This window comes from Thalassotalea sp. G20_0 (assembly GCF_017744175.1).
GTDB lineage: Bacteria > Pseudomonadota > Gammaproteobacteria > Pseudomonadales > Endozoicomonadaceae > Endozoicomonas.
On record NZ_JAGHQV010000048.1, the window covers coordinates 1 to 16,388 of the forward strand.

Below are 16,388 nucleotides of genomic sequence, written 5' to 3' on the forward strand. Positions count from 1 at the left end.
CCTTTCCTGAAACAAGCCCCCCCCCGATGCCGGCGTCTGCATCCTCGCCCGAGGTTTCGACCCTGCTGTTCACCGCCGTGGTGTTGCCAACCGTTCCTTTAACCTCCCCCCCCCCGATACCAGCGTAATTTTTATCACCATTGGTGAGAATATGAACATCTTTCGCCCAGATATTACTGACTGTGCCAGTATCATCAACAACACAGGCTGCTAACCCGGTCGTCTTCTGGGAAGTTATATTGGCACCAGTAAAGTGAAGGTTACGGATGCTGCCTTTCAGAGTGTCAATAAAACAGTCAGACAGGTTGCTGATGGTAAGGCACTGCCCATCGTACTCCCCGGTAAACGGATGGGTCTTATTACCAATGGACTGGTTTAGCTGGCTACCATCAATATCCGCCGTCTGCCGGTACTTGACATCCAGTGGATAGTCCTGATCACGGCCAATCTTGCCCAGGGTTGTGGCATTCGGCACCTCAATCCACACTTCGGTTTTATTGCCGGATGAGGGTGAAGCCGCCGCAGCGGTCAGGCCAGACAGGGCACCCAGTGCCACGGCAGCGTTCGGTAGCTGGCCAATGCCAACGGAGGCGGTGGCCGGTGGGCTGGTGCGTTGTGGTGTTTGCTGTGGTTTCTTTTTTTTCCTGACTTTGTCGTTTGTTGGCGAGCCATCCACCGGGCTGTCTGCCTGGCTCTGCCCTGGTGGCGAACCTTTAGTCGTGCCGAAAAGATCCCTGAGCCGGGCCGCTGAGGAAAGCGTAATAAAACCCTCCAGCATCGTGCCGATCTCCGCTGGCAGCACCGTATAAGGCGACACCAGTCGGGCAGCCAGCGCAACACCCTCGAACAAGCTACTGTCCTGCCCACCGGGGCTGCCAAAAGTGAAGGCCGGACCTTTATCCGGTTGCGCCGACGACTGCATCCTGGGGGGTACATAATCAGGATCCCAGGACTGCCAAAATGGAATAAAACCATCCCTGAAAGCCACCTTCATCCCTGCCCATACGCCCCATTTCTCCCCTGGCTGAACCGGTATGGAACCCGAGGCAGTGGCTGCGTCTGTTGACTGAACGGTAGGTCGAGATATCAACGTTATTCCCTCGCAAAATAAGGGCAAGGGTAGACAAGGCACAGGCGATGAAAGGAACCGTTTGAATTATTGGTAATGGGTAATACGCAAGAATCTTATAAAGCAGGAAAACTCCGCTGTCATTTCGTAGAGAGATTGTATGGGATCCATCTTGCAGGGAGAGCAAACCGTCAGCGCTGCCACATCCGTCTGGGATAGATCCTGTGTATTCCCTGTAAAGGATGACAGCGGAGTGAGCCGGTAGTTTTATCGCTGCCTTTTTCGCTGCCAATGCCCTAAGTAATTGTCCTTAAATAATTCCGACATTTAGAACTCACTCTCCGTTCATCCTGAGCGGAGATTGTACACTTCAAACTCATTGAAACCGTGTACCAGGCTCCCCCTCCTCTGCCTGCCCCACAGTATTGATGGCCACCAACTCCTGCGAGTCATCGGCACCGGCAGGGGATGACCCGCAGCAATAATGACGATAAATGTACCTCCCTGCCACCACCCCTGCCACCACAAAGGCGGCCGCAGCCCCCAGGGCGATACCGGCTGCTGCGCCGGTACTCAGGGTAGCCGCCAGCGGTGCCGCCGTGGTGGGCAGCGTCATGTTGGCCCCCGGCAGGCCGGAAACGTTCATGGTGGTGTTCGCTACCTTCGGTGCCGGTGCGGCCGGTAACGGCACCCCGGCCACGCCTGAAGAGTAACCTGTGCCCCTGGCAGAACTGTTAACCTGCGTGGTATTGGCTACCGTCTGGTTAGTGACTGTTGGCGGCGTTGGGCTGTGTGCAGAAGTTGTTATTGCTTCTGGTGTTGTGATTTGTCTGGGAGTAGTTGAGATGGTTTCCAAGGCAACAGGACATGACGCAAACCCGGTGAAAGTGTCATTTGTTAATGCCCATGAATAACAGTCACCGGGCTGGCAATTCGGCTTCAACAGGCGGGGGTCAGTATCTTCACAGAAATGATCGAGCAGGTAAAGGCAATCCCCGGCGGTGTCTGGTTGCAGTGTACCGTTAACGCGAACATTACAGATAGTGGGGTTAGAGCCTCCCCGGATTTTTGCATCGGCATATCTGCTTTCAACAGTGGTGTTTACCGCCTTCGTGTTGACCACAGTGCCGTGCCTTGCTGTCCCGATACCTGCATTTGCAGTTTTACCTGAGGTTTTAACCGTGCAGTTGAATGCCATGGTGTTAGCAATGGTTCCATCATCAATGCTCCCCGCCCCGATACCGGCATCAGCACGATCACCGGAGGTTTCCACCGTGCAATTTATCGCCGTGGTGTTAGCGACGGTGTAAGCCTGGCGTCCAATAACTTTCCCCACGCCAATACCAGCATCACCTTTACCGGAAGTTTTCACTATGCAATTTATCGCTATGGTGTTAGCGAGGGTGTTAGAAACAACTCCGCCAGGATAAGGATAACGAGTATAAGCTGCCCCCGCCCCGATACCGGCATCACCATGACGGAGCGTTGTCACGCTGCAGTTAATTGCAGTGATGTCGGCAATGCTTCCAGAAACCTGGCCTGCCCCGATACCGACATCATAAGAATAACCGGAGCTTTCCACCGTGCATTTGATTGCTGTGAGGTTAGCAAGAGTTCCCTCTGATAAGACAGCTCCTCCGCCGATACCAGCATGCTTTCCAGCGCTGACAGAGCAATCAACTGCTGTGATATTGGCAACATTTCCGTCGATTTCACCCCCTATAATTGCCGCTTTATCCCTTCGGTTGTTAACATCAGCATTTTCAACCCGGATATTATTAACTGTCCCACTGCGTGAAACTTTACAGGCCACCACCGCAGTTGGACCAGAGCTGGAGCTTATATTGGCATCAGTGAAACGCAGGCTATCAACCTCACCCTTCAGATTTTTCATAAAGCAGTCCCGGAGATTCTCAATGGTATATCCCTGACCATTGTATTTACCGGTAAATGCTTGACCATCGCTGCCAATGGGTTGGAGTAATTCACCACCATCAATATTCGCAGTCTGGAAGTAATAACCACTCAGTAGATAGCCCGAATCACGGCCAATCTTGCCCAAGGTCGTGGCATTCGGCACCTCAATCCACCCTTCGGTTTTATTGCCGGATGGGGATGCAGCCGCAGCAGCAGTCAGGCCAGACAGGGCACCCAGTGCCACGGCGGCTTTCGGTAGCTGGCCAATGCCAACAGAGGCGGTGGCCGGTGGGCTGGTGCGTTGTGGTGTTTGCTGCGGTTTCTTTTTTCTCCTGCCTTTGTCGTTTGTTGCGGAGCCATCCACCTGGCTCTGCCCTGGTGGCGAACCTTTAGTCGCCCCAAAAAAATCCCTGAGCCGGGCCGCTGAGGAAAGCGTAATAAAACCCTCCAGCATCGTGCTGATCTCCGCTGGCAGCACCGTATAAGGCGACACCAGTCGGGCAGCCAGCGCAACACCCTCGAAAAAGCTACTGTCCTTCCCATCGGGGCTGCCAAAAGTGAAAGCCGGTCCTTCATCCGGTTGTGCCGATGGCTGCGTCCCGGGAGGAATATAACCGGGATGAAGCGACCGCAAAAACAGGATCGGAACGCGCCAAGAGGCGACCGTTAAGAACCCGGCAAATAGCCCGTCACTTTCCGTTGGCTGATCGGGTACGGAGCCAGAAGCCATGGGTGCGCCTGTGGACTGAACGGCAGGTTGGGATATCAAAGTTAATACCTCGTAAAATGAGACAAGGATAGACAAGGCTGAGGCATCAAAAAGAACCGTTTGAATTATCCGCAACTGATAATGCGCAAGAATCTTATAAAACAGAGAAAAGCCGGGGGGTCAGGTCCCGAACTGCGTAAACAGCTGGGGTCAAAAAAGCTGGGGGCTTTCATTGTGCGTGTGCTGTAGCACGGCTTTAGGAGTTCAAAGGACGAAGTCCTGAAGAACGTGGAAGCTATGGAAGAGGCCAGGCCCACCGAAGTCCGCTGTCGGAAGCAGGCTTCAAACTACCTCATGCGGCTGCCATTAAGAGTGGTGGTCGTGAGCGATGAGGAAAAGTCAGGCTTGACCTGGCATGTGTGGTACAGAGAGATGAGTAAACCCGAACCACTGTTGAGGCGTCGAAAAAGACTTTTTCTGACATCAAAACCGGGGGCCGCATAATCTCCCTGGATAAATCTGCAAGTGAATTCCGAATGCTGTGCAGGTGGTGTCCGGCGTATAGGTGGCATGAATCTGTGCTGGACTCTTCTGTGGAACTGCGGGAACCAGTCGCGGGATGCTAAGGGAGACTCCCAAGTGGCTGCAACCACAAGGGATTGAGTACCCATGCCATGCACTGGGACGGGGCTGCTCGTAGTGGTGATGAAGCCTCTGTAATGGAGGTGGTGCAAAGGGGCAGCGTCGGGTTGTTTTCAATAAGGATCAACGGAATTATTGGGATCTTGTCTGGATGCCTGTTTATGGTGTAGCCAGCAACCTGATAAACCGGAGGAGTTTATAGTGAAAACAGGGTTACTTTCATATGGAGTTAATTTGGTAGGTTGTCCTGCATGGCTGCAAGCTGTCTATCGAATTGGTTCACGAGTATGAAATTAACCTGCCCGATGGGAGCGGTATGAATCGAGAGGTTCACGTACCGTTCTGCAAGGGGCTGTCGGGGAAGTTTCGACGGTCTACTCTCCAAATATCTTTATTAACAGCATAAACGACATTTGTCATACATAATTAAAGACCTGGTCCCGATTCCCCAGGCTTCGCCTGTCGCAATCAAGACCCGACCCCGGTTTCACGCGACCCCGGTTTCACGCGGGCTCAGTCATAAACAGCCTTACCCCACCCTTTGGATTTACAAAATTCATCCACTGAATTAAATCGGTTATAACTACCATTGTCTAATTTAGATTTATTGGTACAACCTGATGTTTTAATGAAACGGATAAAGGAACTGCAGAGAGATGCAGGTCCTCCGTTTTGATCGCTTTTCCAATATTTATTGAATGAGTTAAATCTATCTCCACAACAAACCGGAGAAACATTATTGTTTTTTGAACATGTAATTGTTTCTACTATAACGGTCGGAACTGTGGTGGGCGGCTTGTTGGTCGTCAATATTCTAAGGGTCGTTGCTGCCTCGGTGGTTGTTGCTTCGGGGGTCGTTGCCTCGGGGGTAGTTGACTCGGTGGTCGTTGCCTCGGTGGTCGTTGCTCCGGTGGTCGTTGCCTCGGGGGTCGTTGCTCCGGTGGTCGTTGCCTCGGGGGTCGTTGCTCCGGTGGTCGTTGCCTCGGTGGTCGTTGCTCCGGTGGTCGTTGCTCCGGTGGTCGTTGCCTCGGTGGTCATTGCCTCGGGGGTCGTTGCTCCGGTGGTCATTGCCTCGGGGGTCGTTGCCTCGGTGGTCGTTGCTCCGGTGGTCGTTACCTCGGTGGTCGTTGCTCCGGTGGTCGTTGCCTCGGTGGTCGTTGCTCCGGTGGTCGTTACCTCGGTGGTCGTTGCTCCGGTGGTCGTTGCCTCGGTGGTCGTTGCTCCGGTGGTCGTTGCCTCGGCGGTCGTTGCCTCGGTGGTCGTTGCTCCGGTGGTCATTGCCTCGGCGGTCATTGCCTCGGCGGTCGTTGCCTCGGCGGTCGTTGCCTCGGTGGTCGTTGCTCCGGTGGTCGTTGCCTCGGTGGTCGTTGCCTCGGTGGTCGTTGCTCCGGTGGTCGGCACTTTGGTGGTCGTTGCCTCGGTGGTGGTCGTTGCTCCAGTGGTCGGCGTTTTGGTGGTGGTTGCTGCGATGGTCGTGGTATCGGTGGTTACATTTCGACGAGTCAACACCGTTACATCAGAAGCTGCTGTACCTGAGAGTGTTACATTTCTGCCCGACAACGCCGTTGCAACAGGAGCTGCTGCACCTAAAAGGGTTAAGCCATAAATGCCACCAGACGCAACCCCAACCAACCCAATGGCTCCAGCAATTGCCAGAAAAGGGTGACGGACAATCCATTTAACCGCCCTGGTCCCACAACTTCTTCGATTATTCTGCCTCACACCCGATTCGGCATCGCTTTGTGGAGCCTTTACGAAACTACGAAGCTCAATATTTGAAAATGCTGCTTGATTCATGAAAATGGCCTTTTTATGGTTAACTCATTTTTACGTGTAAAACAGATAGATGAGTCAATCAGTAAAAAGTTCCCAGTAACTATTCAGTGAACCCTGCAAACCAGCTTACCAGACTGGTAAGGAATACCTGCCTTATAATGGCTACGGACTTGGATGAACTTTTTTCAGCCAGGTGGGTCATGGATTCGTAATTCTTTGAGACGACTTTCATCCATCTGCCAAGGTAGCCACTGGCTTAAATCTTCTGGTGGCTTACGTTCATTAGCAATGCAAGCCTCAAGATAGCCCTTCAACCACAGCTTCTGATTGATCCTCCAGATCTTCAGGCTTGTCAGCACCGTAAAGAACCAGGCCGCCAGCTCCATACTCCAGTCGCTCCCGCTGCCGTAATAGTTTTTCCGGCCAACCACGGGACCTCGCAACGTCTGTTCAGCAATATTGTTATCCATCGGAATGTTCGGATTTTGAATAAACCGGCAGAGCCCTTCCCAATGGTTCACAAGGCTCTCAAGTACCTTTTCCGCTTTTTCAGCCAGCCGTAATCGTACCAGTTCTTTATCTCGCTGAGAGGCTATGCGTTCATTCAGGCGTAGTGATTTCAAGCATCAATCAAGGATAGCTGAACAGGGCTATTGATGCTTGAATAATGGATTTAGCGAATGGTTACCTGAAGTGTTTCAATATAATTCTGGCTGCATTAATAATCAGGCGCTCTGGCGGTTCTCATTCTGCGGGGATTGTAAATGTCAATCTCTTCATATATGTGTTCATGCTGGTGCCCCCCCTTATCCCTGGGTTCCTCAAGTAACATCATCGGTTGATCAACCACCTCCTGTGCCTGACCCGCTTTATTGACTGCTACCAGCTCCTGAAAGCCACCGGCAACGTCGGGGGATGATCTGCGACAACAATGACGATAGATGTACCCCCCCACCACACCTGCCAACACAAAAGACGCGGCAGCCGCAATACCGGCTATTGCGCCGGTACTCAGGGTAGCCGCCAGCGGTGCCGCACTGGTGGGCAGTGTCATAGTGGCCCCCGGGAGGCTTATGGTGGTGTTCGATACCGTCGCCATCGGTGCTGGCGTGGTCGGTACTACTGTTGTTGGTGGCGTTGGGCGGGAAGTTGCAGTGTGTGGAGACGTTGTGGTTGGGATGGTTTTCGGTTCAGGAGATTCGTGGTCGGTGCCAATTTTACTCAGGGTATAGACGTTGGTGACTTCACTCATCTGATGGGTGACTGTTGGCGGCGTTGAGCTGGAAGTCAGGGTGTGTGCAGAAGCTGTCATTGCTTCTGGTGTTGAGGTTTGTGCAGATGCGGTGACTTGGCTGCCAGTGGTTGGGATGGCTTCCGGAGCAGCAGGACATAACTCTAACCCGGCGACACTGTCACCTGTTAATGCCTCAAAATAGCAGTCACTGGGCTGGCAATTCGGTTTGACCAGAGGGGGGTCAACAGCTTCACAGAAATTATCCAGCAAGTAACTGCAATCCCTGATGGTGTCTCGTTCCAGTCTATCGTTAACGCGGACCTCACAGATAGTGGGGTTAAGCCCTCCATGGATATTCGCAAACCCGGCCTGACTACTTTCAACGGTGCTAATTACGGCCTTTGTGTTGACAACATTGCCAAAATACCCAGAACCGATACCGGCAGAACCAAGAGCACCGGAGTTTTTAACCTTGCTGTTGAATGACATTGTGTTAGCAACTCTATGGTGTTCGTCGGTTTCAACAGGAGGAGTAAAGACCCCCGCCCCGATACCGGCAAAACTGGAAACACCTGAGGTTTCCACTGTGCAGTTTATCGCTTTGGTATTGACAGCAGCCCCCCTACCCACTCCGATACCGGCACTACCACCATAAGAACCGTGGTTTTCCACCGTGCAGCTAATTGCCAGAGTGTCGGCTGCAGCCCCCTTACCCACCCCGATGCCAACATTACTCGAATTACCGTAGGTTTTTACCGTGCAGTTCATTGCTATGGTGTCGGCAGCGATACCGCCCCCCACCCCGATGCCAGCATTACCCTTAATACCGTAGGTTTCTACCGTGCAGTCCTTTGCTATGGTGTTACGAGCAGTACCTCCATCCCCCGCCCCGATACCGGCATTACTCTCCTCCTCACCATTGGTTGTTACCGTGCAGTTCATTGCTGTGGTGTCGGTAGCGTACCCATTCCCCACCCCAATACCGGCACTAACGTAAGAACCGGAGCTTGTCACATTGCAGTTCATTGCTGTGGTGTCGTTAGCGATACCTGCACCCACCCCGATGCCGGCATTACCGTAAGAACCAGAGCTTGTCACATTGCTGTTGACTGCCCTGGTCCTGGCGACGCTTGACGAAATCTCACGCCCCGCTCCGATACCGGCATTGCATTCGTTCGTTTTCGGTTTCTTCGTTTCCACCGTGCAGTTCATTGCACTGGTGTCGGCAACGCTTCCTTCATCAACACGCCCCACCCCGATACCGGCACTACTGGAGGTTATCACCTTGCAGTTTACTGCAGTCGTGCCACTAACCTTTCCATTATGCACATATCCCGCGCCAATACCGGCATACACAGATGAACCGGAAGTTGTCACCTTGCAGTTTACTGCGGTCGTGTTTCTAACAGTTCCTCCCTTAATTTCGCCCACTGCAATACCTGCGCTTGCCTTATTACCCTTGGTAAAAAGGACAAAATCTTTAACGTAAATATTGCTGATCACGGCTTTGGCGTCTGACATTTTACAAGCGGCTACCCCGGTCGAAGTTGTCTTAACTTTTGTCCGTATATTTGGATCTATAAAGCGCAGGCGAAGAACTTTACCCTTCAGATTTTTCACAAGGCAGCGGTCCAGACCAGAAATTGTATAATTTTTACCATCGTATTCACCGGTAAATGGCCGTTTTCTACTGCCGATGGAGCGGAACGAGCGGGTAACATTAATATCCGCAGTCTGCTGGTAAGTACCATTCAGTGGGTAGTTTGGGTATTTCGGATCACCAATCTTGCCCAGGGTTGTGGCATTCGGCACCAAAATCGGCACTTCTGTTTTACTGCCCGATGGGGAGGCAGCCGCCGCAGCGGTAAGGCTGGACAGGGCACCCAGTGCCACGGCGGTTTTCGGTAGCTGGCCAGTGCCGATGGAGGTGGTGGCTGGTGGGCTGGTTCGTTGTGGTTTTTGCTGCGGTTTCTTTTTTTTCCTGCCTTTGTCGTTTGTTGGGGAGCCGTCCTCCGAAATATCTGCCCGATTTTCCGTTGGAGGAGAACCTTCAGTCGCCCCAAAAACGCCCAAAAGATCCCTGAATCGAGTGGCTGCAGAAAAGGTGACAATGCCCTCCAGCATCGTGCGGATCTCCGCTGGCAGCACGGTATAAGGCGACACCAGCCGGGCCGCCAGCTCAACCCCCTGGAAAAAGCTGCTGTCCTGCCCATCGGGGCTGCCAAAAGTGAAGGCAGGACCTTCATCCGGTTGTGCCGACGGCTGCGTCCCGGAAGGAATATAACCGGGATGAAGCGACCGCAAAAACAGGATCGGAACGCGCCAAGGGGCGACCGTTAAGAACCCGGCAAATAGCCCGTCACTTTCCGTTGGCTGATCGGGTACGGAGCCAGAAGCCATGGGTGCGCCTGTGGAGTGAACAGCAGGTTGGGATATCATAGTGATTACCTCGCAAACTGAGGCAAGGATAGACAAGACTCAGGCGGTGAAAGGAACCGTTTGAATTATGCGCAACGGGCAAAGCGCAAAAATCGTATAAAACAGGAAAAAGCCTGGGGATAGGACCTGGACTGCAAAATGAGTCAGCCGACGGGTCCCCTGGTACAAGGTTTACACCTTAGACTCCTTGTAATGATCTATAGCAGTTCTCAGTCTGCTGGAATTACCAATATCAACATATTCATATATGCCAGTATCTTCACCGAAAAGCTTCTCTTTTGCCTCACTCCTGGCGGCTTCTATCATCGGTTGACCAATCGCCTGTTGTGCCTGACCCACAGTATTGATGGTCACCAGCTCCTGCGGGTCATCGGCAGCGGATGACCTGCGATAACAATGACGATAGATGCATACACCTGCCAGCACAAAGGCAGAAGCCCCCAAGGCGATAGCGGCTATTGCACCAGTACCCAGGGAAGTCGCCAGCGGTGCCGCACTGGCAGGCAGCGCAATGGTACCCCCCGGCAGGTCGGTAACTTCCATGGTAGTGTTCGACGCCGTCGCCATCGTTTCTGTCATCGGTGAAGGTGTGGCCGTGACTATTGGCGGCGTAGGGCTGGAAGATACAGGGTTGCATAACTCCGCCCCCTCATCCGAGCCATCATCACAATGTTCAAAGCCATCACATTGATCGCCCTCAGAAATACATTTGGCGCTATCGCAAAAAAACAGCCCTCGTCCATGACATTCAGACCGTGTGCAGTTCATTTCATCCCAGCCATTTTCACAATCTTTACCGCCATTACATTTAGTACTGTAACGAATACAGTCGCCGATATCGCAAAAAAACAGCCCTGAGTTTTCACATTCAGGCCGTGTGCAGTTCTCTTCATCGGAGGAATCTTTACAGTCGTACTGCCAATCGCATCGATATTTGGCAGAAACACATTGGCCGTTGTCACAGCGGAATTGATCAGAAGCACATGTTACCGGAGGCTTTGTAGTTTGAACGGAAGTTGCAGTATGTGCAGACGTTGTAATCTCTTCTGCCGTTGCGACTTGTGCACCCGCAGCGGTCAGGCCGGACAGGGCACCCAGCGCCACGGCGGCTTTCGGTAGCGGGCTAGTCCGGACGGAGGCGATGGCTGGTGGGCTGGTCCGTTGTCGTACTTGTTGCGGTGTCTTTTTTTTCCTGCCTTTGTCGTTTGTTGGGGAGCAATCCACCGGGCTGTCTGCCCGGCTTTGCTCTGGTGGCGAACCTTTCGTCGCCCCAAACGCGCCCAAAAGATACCTGAGCCGGGTCGCTGCGGAAAAGGTGACAATGCCCTCCAGCATCGTGCGGATTTCTGCTGGCAGCACAGTATAAGGCGACACCAGCCGGGCACCCAGCTCAACCCCCTGGAAAAAGCTACTGTCCTGCCCATCGGGGCTGCCAAAAGTGAAGGCCGGACCTTCATCCGGTTGCACCGACGGCTCCGTCCCGGGGGGAATATAACCGGGATGAAGCGACCGCAAAAACAGGATCGGACCGCCCCAAACGACGACCTTTAAAAACCCGGCAAATAGCCCGCCATTTTCCGTTGGCTTATCGGGTACGGAGCCAGAAGCAATGGGTGCGCCTGTGGACTGAACAGCAGGTTGGGATATCAAAGTTATTACCTCGCAAAATGAGGCAAGGATAGACAAGGCTCAAGCATCAAAAAGAATCGTTTGAATTATTCGCAACGGGTATTGCGCAAGAATCTTATAAAACTGGAAAAATGGGGTTCTACATTTGCGGAAAGGTTCGGTATGCATTCCCAAGGGGGAGAGTTTGTTGCAAAAGTTATAAAAGCCTTGAACCACAAAGACACGAAGGCACAAAGGAAGCCTTTTTGATTTGCTGAGCGTAACTCAGGCAAGCCCAGAAAAACCTTTGTGTCTTTGTGCCTTTGTGGTGTCATTCTTTTTAAGTCTTTTCGCAACACCCTCGGGAACGTGGGAGTCCAAACCGTTGACAAAAAAAGCCCGGACAAAACCGGGCTTATGTATGATGGTAGAAAGTGATTACAACAGACGCCTCAAAACGTCGTTCAAACCCTTTCAAAAATGGTAGTGATACCCTGACCAAGGCCAACACACATGGTTGCCAGCCCGAGGGTGCCGCCATTCTGTTTCATCACATTCAGCAGTGTTCCGGAAATTCGGGCACCGGAGCAGCCAAAGGGATGACCGAGAGCAATGGCACCACCATTCAGGTTAACCTTTTCCTCCATCTTATCCAGCAATTTAAGGTCTTTCAGGACGGGCAGTGCCTGGGCAGCAAACGCCTCATTCAGCTCTACATGATCAATATCATCGATGGTCAAGCCGATACGCTTAAGGGCTTTCTTACTGCTGGGAACCGGTCCGTACCCCATAATGGAAGGATCAACTCCGGCAACCGCCATGGCCCTGACCACCGCCATGGGCTGCAAACCGAGATCTTTAGCCCGCTGGGCAGACATCACGATCATACAGGAAGCGCCATCGGTAATCTGTGAAGACGTTCCTGCGGTCACTGTCCCTTTGGGGTTAAATGCAGGCTTAAGCTGTGACAGTGCTTCTACCGTTGTTTCCGGGCGAATGGTTTCATCCTGAGTGAAAAGACGGAGGTTGCCGTCTGCATCATGCCCCTGCATCGGGATAATTTCATCTTTGAAATTACCCGCTTCGGTGGCAGCCCAGGCCCGCTGGTGTGACCGGGCACCAAATTCATCCTGTGCCTGGCGGCTGATGCCGTGCATGCTGCCCAGCATTTCTGCAGTCAGGCCCATCATACCGGCAGCCTTGGCACCGTATTTGGACAACCTTGGGTTCGGGTCAACCCCGTGCATCATGCCCACATGCCCCATGTGCTCGACACCGCCGACCACAAAGACATCACCGTTATTGGTCTGAATAGCCTGAACGGCTGTCTGCAGGGCACTCATGGAGGATCCGCACAAACGGCTGACCGTCTGGCCTGCGGAAGTATTGGGAATGGGTGACATCAGCGATGCCATTCGGGCGATGTTCCAACCCTGCTCCAGGGTCTGGTTTACGCAACCCCAGATAACATCTTCCACCTCAGCCGGGTTCAATTCAGGATTGCGGTTAAGTACGCCGGTAATCAACTCGGCAGACAGGTTGTCAGCACGGACATTACGATACATGCCGCCCTTGGAACGACCCATGGGGGTACGCCCGTAGTCAACAATTACAGCATCTCTTGGATTCAGGCTCATGATATTCTCTCTTTTATAGTCCCTGAAAATGGTTCAATAACGTAAGACTCACCTGGTTACTCACAGAGCCATCAACCGTAGAAGGTCTTGCCTTCACGAGCCATTTCCCGAAGTTTGTCAGTCGGCGCATACAGTGGGCTGATATGAGCGTACTTGTCGGCAAGCTCAACAAACTCCGCCACACCTATGGTGTCAATATACTTCAGGGCACCACCACGGAAGAGAGGGAAGCCAATACCCATAATCAGTGCCATATCCGCTTCAGCGACGGAATCAACAATGCCATCTTCAAGGGTACGAACGGTTTCCATGCACAGTGGGATCATCATGCGGGCGATGATTTCCTCATCATCAAAAGGTTTTTGTTCAGCACACACCTCACTGAACAGGCCATAAACCGCCTCATCGACCACCTTCTTTGGCTTGCCTTTTTTATCCTGTTCGTACTTATAGAAACCGGCACCGTTTTTCTGACCATAGCGCTGGTTTTCATACAACACATCAACAGCGGTTTTGAAGTCACGCTTCATGCGATCCGGATACCCGTCAGTCATGACGCTTTGACCATGGTTACCGGTATCAATACCCACCACATCCATAAGATAGGCAGGTCCCATTGGCCAGCCAAAGCGCTCCATGACCTTATCCACCTGCTGGAAGTCGGCACCATCACGGAGCAAGCCAGCGAAGCCGCCAAAGTAGGGGAACAGGACGCGGTTCACCATAAACCCTGGGCAGTCATTAACCACCACGGGTGTTTTACCCATCTTGCGAGCGTACTCAACCACGGTTGCTACGGTGGCATCGCTGGTCTTCTCGCCACGGATAACCTCAACCAATGGCATCGCATGAACAGGGTTAAAGAAGTGCATGCCACAGAACTGTTCCGGACGTTTCAGATCCCTGGCCAGTTCATTGATGGAAATAGTGGAGGTGTTGGACGTCAGGACAGCGTTCTCTGACACCTGGTTTTCTACGTCAGCCAGAACGGCCTTCTTGACCTTGGGATTTTCCACAACGGCTTCAACAACAACATCGACGCCCTCGAAATCACCATAGGACAGCGTAGGTACAATCTTATTCAGTACACTGCCCATCTTGCTGGCATCCATCCGCCCCCGGGAAACCCGCTTGGAGAGGAGTTTGGTAGCTTCGGAAAGACCAAGATCCAGTCCGTCCTGATTGATATCTTTCATCAGGATGGGCGTACCTTTCAGTGCAGACTGATAGGCAATACCACCACCCATGATGCCCGCACCCAACACCGCCGCCTTGTTGGTTTCAGCGGCAATACTGGCAGAATCCTTGGCCTTTTTCTTAAGGAACTGATCGTTCAGGAACAGGCCAACCAGGGCATTACACACGGAAGACTTGGCCAGTTTGATAAACCCTTTGGCTTCCACTTCAAGGGCCTTGTCACGGTCCATAAAGGCGTGCTTCTGGATGGTTTTGACTGCCGCTATCGGTGCCAGCATGTGTGGCCCGGCCTGCTGTTTTACCACGGCAGATGAGGTTTCAAACACCATCATCGATTCAATCGGCGGCAGTTTCAGCTTGCCTTTTTTCTCCTGCTTTCTGGCCTGATAATCCAGTTCACCATCCAGGCAGCGACGCACCAGGGCTACCGCAGAATCTTTCAGTTTTTCAGGCGCAACCACTGCATCAACCGCTCCTGCTTTCAGCGCGGCATCGGGGCGATACTCTTTGCCACTGGCAATCCACTCAACGGCATTATCCGCACCAATCAACCTTGGCAACCTGACGGTACCACCCCAGCCCGGATAGATACCCAGCTTGACTTCCGGCAAGCCAACCTTGGCTTCTGTGGAAAGAACCCGGTAATCGGCACACAGGCAGATCTCAAAACCGCCTCCCAGGGCAATGCCATTCACGGCAGCGACTGTTGGTATGTCAAGATCTTCAAAACCGGAGAAGACCTTATTTACCGTCATCACTCCGGCCAATAACGTCTCATCATCCTGCTTGAAGGTCTGGGTGAATTCATTGATATCAGCACCAACGATAAATACATCTTTACCACTGGTGAGAATAAGGCCTTTGACCGTTTCATCAGCACGGATGGCCTCCAGCGCAGCCTCCAGATCCTCAATAGCAGAGTGACTGAACTTATTGACACTTTCGCCTTCGAGATTGAACTGCAATTCGGCGATACCATCTTCCACAGGCAAAACCCTGAATGCCTTCCCCTGGTAGATCATGAACTTCTCCTTTCGGATTGAAGATAGACAGGCTAACCATACTGAGGCGACCAACCTTTCATTAACAGGGCTGATGCAAGTGTTACATGAACTATGGCAGCTATCTGATTATTATTGCTTTACTTCCTGACTTTACCCTGGACCGGATATTTCATAAACGTGCTCCCGCTCTCGCTTGTCCTTTGCCGCTCTAAGGGAGTTTTGCTCAGTCGACCGTACTCCCCGGTACGGCGCTCCCTCACAAAATCCCTTAGAGCGACAAAGTCCTGCGCGAGATTCGGGGCAGTTTATGAAATATCCGGTCTGGCAATTACCAAGTGCATCCCAGCAAATTCATACGGCTGTTTGAATTTAGTGCCTACCTTCTGTGAAATGGTGTTTAAAGTCAAGCCTGAAACACCATGAAGATGCCACCTTTTCCCCACAGTTACACAAGATTACTCATCCAGAAAATAGCCACTTCCGAATCCGGAGCATTGCTGATGGAAAATTACCGGACAGACAGCTAATAAAACGATGAATAAAACCAGGATAGGCCTTACAATGGAAATGCCATGACTTTAGAAGCATTCATGCCCTCCATGAACTCCTCAATCCATCTTATTGATGATCATGAGGAATCGCGACAGCGGTCTGGCCATCCAGATGTTACAGGGCGGATCACTTTTTGCATCTATTCAAGAAGGAAGACAGCTTATGAGCCTCTACAAGCATATTCTGGTTGCGATCGATTTGTCCGACGAAGCCGACGAGGTGCTCGAGAAAGCCAAATCCATTGCCGAAAAACACCAGGCGAGACTGACCATGGTTCATGTTGTCGAGCCACTCAGCGTTGCCTATGGCAGCGATATCCCTCTCGACCTCACCACCTTGCAGGATGAAATCACCGAACAGGCAAAAGAACGCATCGCCCGCCTGGCCGATTCCATCCAGCTGAAGAAAGGTGAACAGCATGTGGTCTATGGCCGACCCGAGCGTGAGGTTCACCGGATAGCCGAAGAGTCAGACGTTGACCTGATTGTGGTTGGCAGCCACGGCCGTCATGGACTGGCACTGATTTTAGGCTCTACATCAACCAGTATCCTGCATGGTGCCGGTTGCGATGTACTGGCAGTGAGAGTCGGTAAAAACAGCTAAG

9 protein-coding genes are annotated in these 16,388 nt (G+C 52.4%); 2 read left to right on the forward strand and 7 right to left on the reverse strand.

The window, feature by feature from the left end:
• Both J7438_RS20790 and J7438_RS20795 read right to left on the reverse strand, forming a co-directional pair.
• On the reverse strand, positions 1-988 hold a 988-nt coding region (locus tag J7438_RS20790; protein ID WP_209278064.1), incomplete at its 3' end, for a hypothetical protein.
• A gap of 457 nt (positions 989-1,445) precedes the next feature.
• Complete coding sequence (locus J7438_RS20795; RefSeq protein ID WP_209278065.1) at positions 1,446-3,716, reverse strand: hypothetical protein; 2,271 nt, start codon at positions 3,714-3,716, stop codon at positions 1,446-1,448.
• Between the two features lie 1,420 nt (positions 3,717-5,136).
• On the opposite strand from J7438_RS20795, the gene J7438_RS20800 reads away from it, so the two are divergent.
• The gene (locus J7438_RS20800) at positions 5,137-5,943 is read left to right on the forward strand and encodes a hypothetical protein (protein ID WP_209278066.1); all 807 of its coding nucleotides are present in this window, start codon (positions 5,137-5,139) and stop codon (positions 5,941-5,943) included.
• A gap of 355 nt (positions 5,944-6,298) precedes the next feature.
• On the opposite strand, the gene J7438_RS20805 is transcribed toward J7438_RS20800, so the two are convergent.
• From J7438_RS20805 to fadB, 5 genes are all read right to left on the reverse strand, one after another.
• Positions 6,299-6,736 (reverse strand): IS66 family transposase, encoded by a 438-nt coding sequence (locus tag J7438_RS20805; protein ID WP_209278067.1) that lies wholly within the window; start codon positions 6,734-6,736, stop codon positions 6,299-6,301.
• Between the two features lie 95 nt (positions 6,737-6,831).
• The gene (locus tag J7438_RS20810) at positions 6,832-9,747 is read right to left on the reverse strand and encodes a hypothetical protein (protein WP_209278068.1); all 2,916 of its coding nucleotides are present in this window, start codon (positions 9,745-9,747) and stop codon (positions 6,832-6,834) included.
• 210 nt (positions 9,748-9,957) lie between these two features.
• On the reverse strand, positions 9,958-11,436 hold the full coding sequence (locus J7438_RS20815) for a hypothetical protein (RefSeq protein WP_209278069.1): 1,479 nt from the start codon (positions 11,434-11,436) through the stop codon (positions 9,958-9,960).
• Between the two features lie 422 nt (positions 11,437-11,858).
• Positions 11,859-13,031, reverse strand: coding sequence for an acetyl-CoA C-acyltransferase FadA (fadA, locus tag J7438_RS20820; protein ID WP_209278070.1), 1,173 nt, complete (start codon positions 13,029-13,031; stop codon positions 11,859-11,861).
• Positions 13,032-13,102: 71 nt separating this feature from the next.
• The gene (gene fadB / locus J7438_RS20825) at positions 13,103-15,250 is read right to left on the reverse strand and encodes a fatty acid oxidation complex subunit alpha FadB (RefSeq protein WP_209278071.1); all 2,148 of its coding nucleotides are present in this window, start codon (positions 15,248-15,250) and stop codon (positions 13,103-13,105) included.
• A gap of 696 nt (positions 15,251-15,946) precedes the next feature.
• Between fadB and J7438_RS20830 the strand changes: the two genes are divergently transcribed.
• A complete protein-coding gene (locus tag J7438_RS20830; RefSeq protein ID WP_209201222.1) occupies positions 15,947-16,387 on the forward strand; it encodes a universal stress protein in 441 nt (146 codons plus the stop codon).
• Position 16,388: the final 1 nt, after the last annotated feature.

Excerpts from the sequence above, each read along its gene's own strand:
- J7438_RS20810 (WP_209278068.1), bottom strand. The coding sequence starts at position 9,747 with ATGGCTTCTGGCTCCGTACCCGATCAGCCAACGGAAAGTGACGGGCTA.
- fadA (WP_209278070.1), bottom strand. The coding sequence starts at position 13,031 with ATGAGCCTGAATCCAAGAGATGCTGTAATTGTTGACTACGGGCGTACC.
- fadB (WP_209278071.1), bottom strand. The coding sequence starts at position 15,250 with ATGATCTACCAGGGGAAGGCATTCAGGGTTTTGCCTGTGGAAGATGGT.
- J7438_RS20795 (WP_209278065.1), bottom strand. The coding sequence starts at position 3,716 with ATGGCTTCTGGCTCCGTACCCGATCAGCCAACGGAAAGTGACGGGCTA.
- J7438_RS20830 (WP_209201222.1), top strand. The coding sequence starts at position 15,947 with ATGAGCCTCTACAAGCATATTCTGGTTGCGATCGATTTGTCCGACGAA.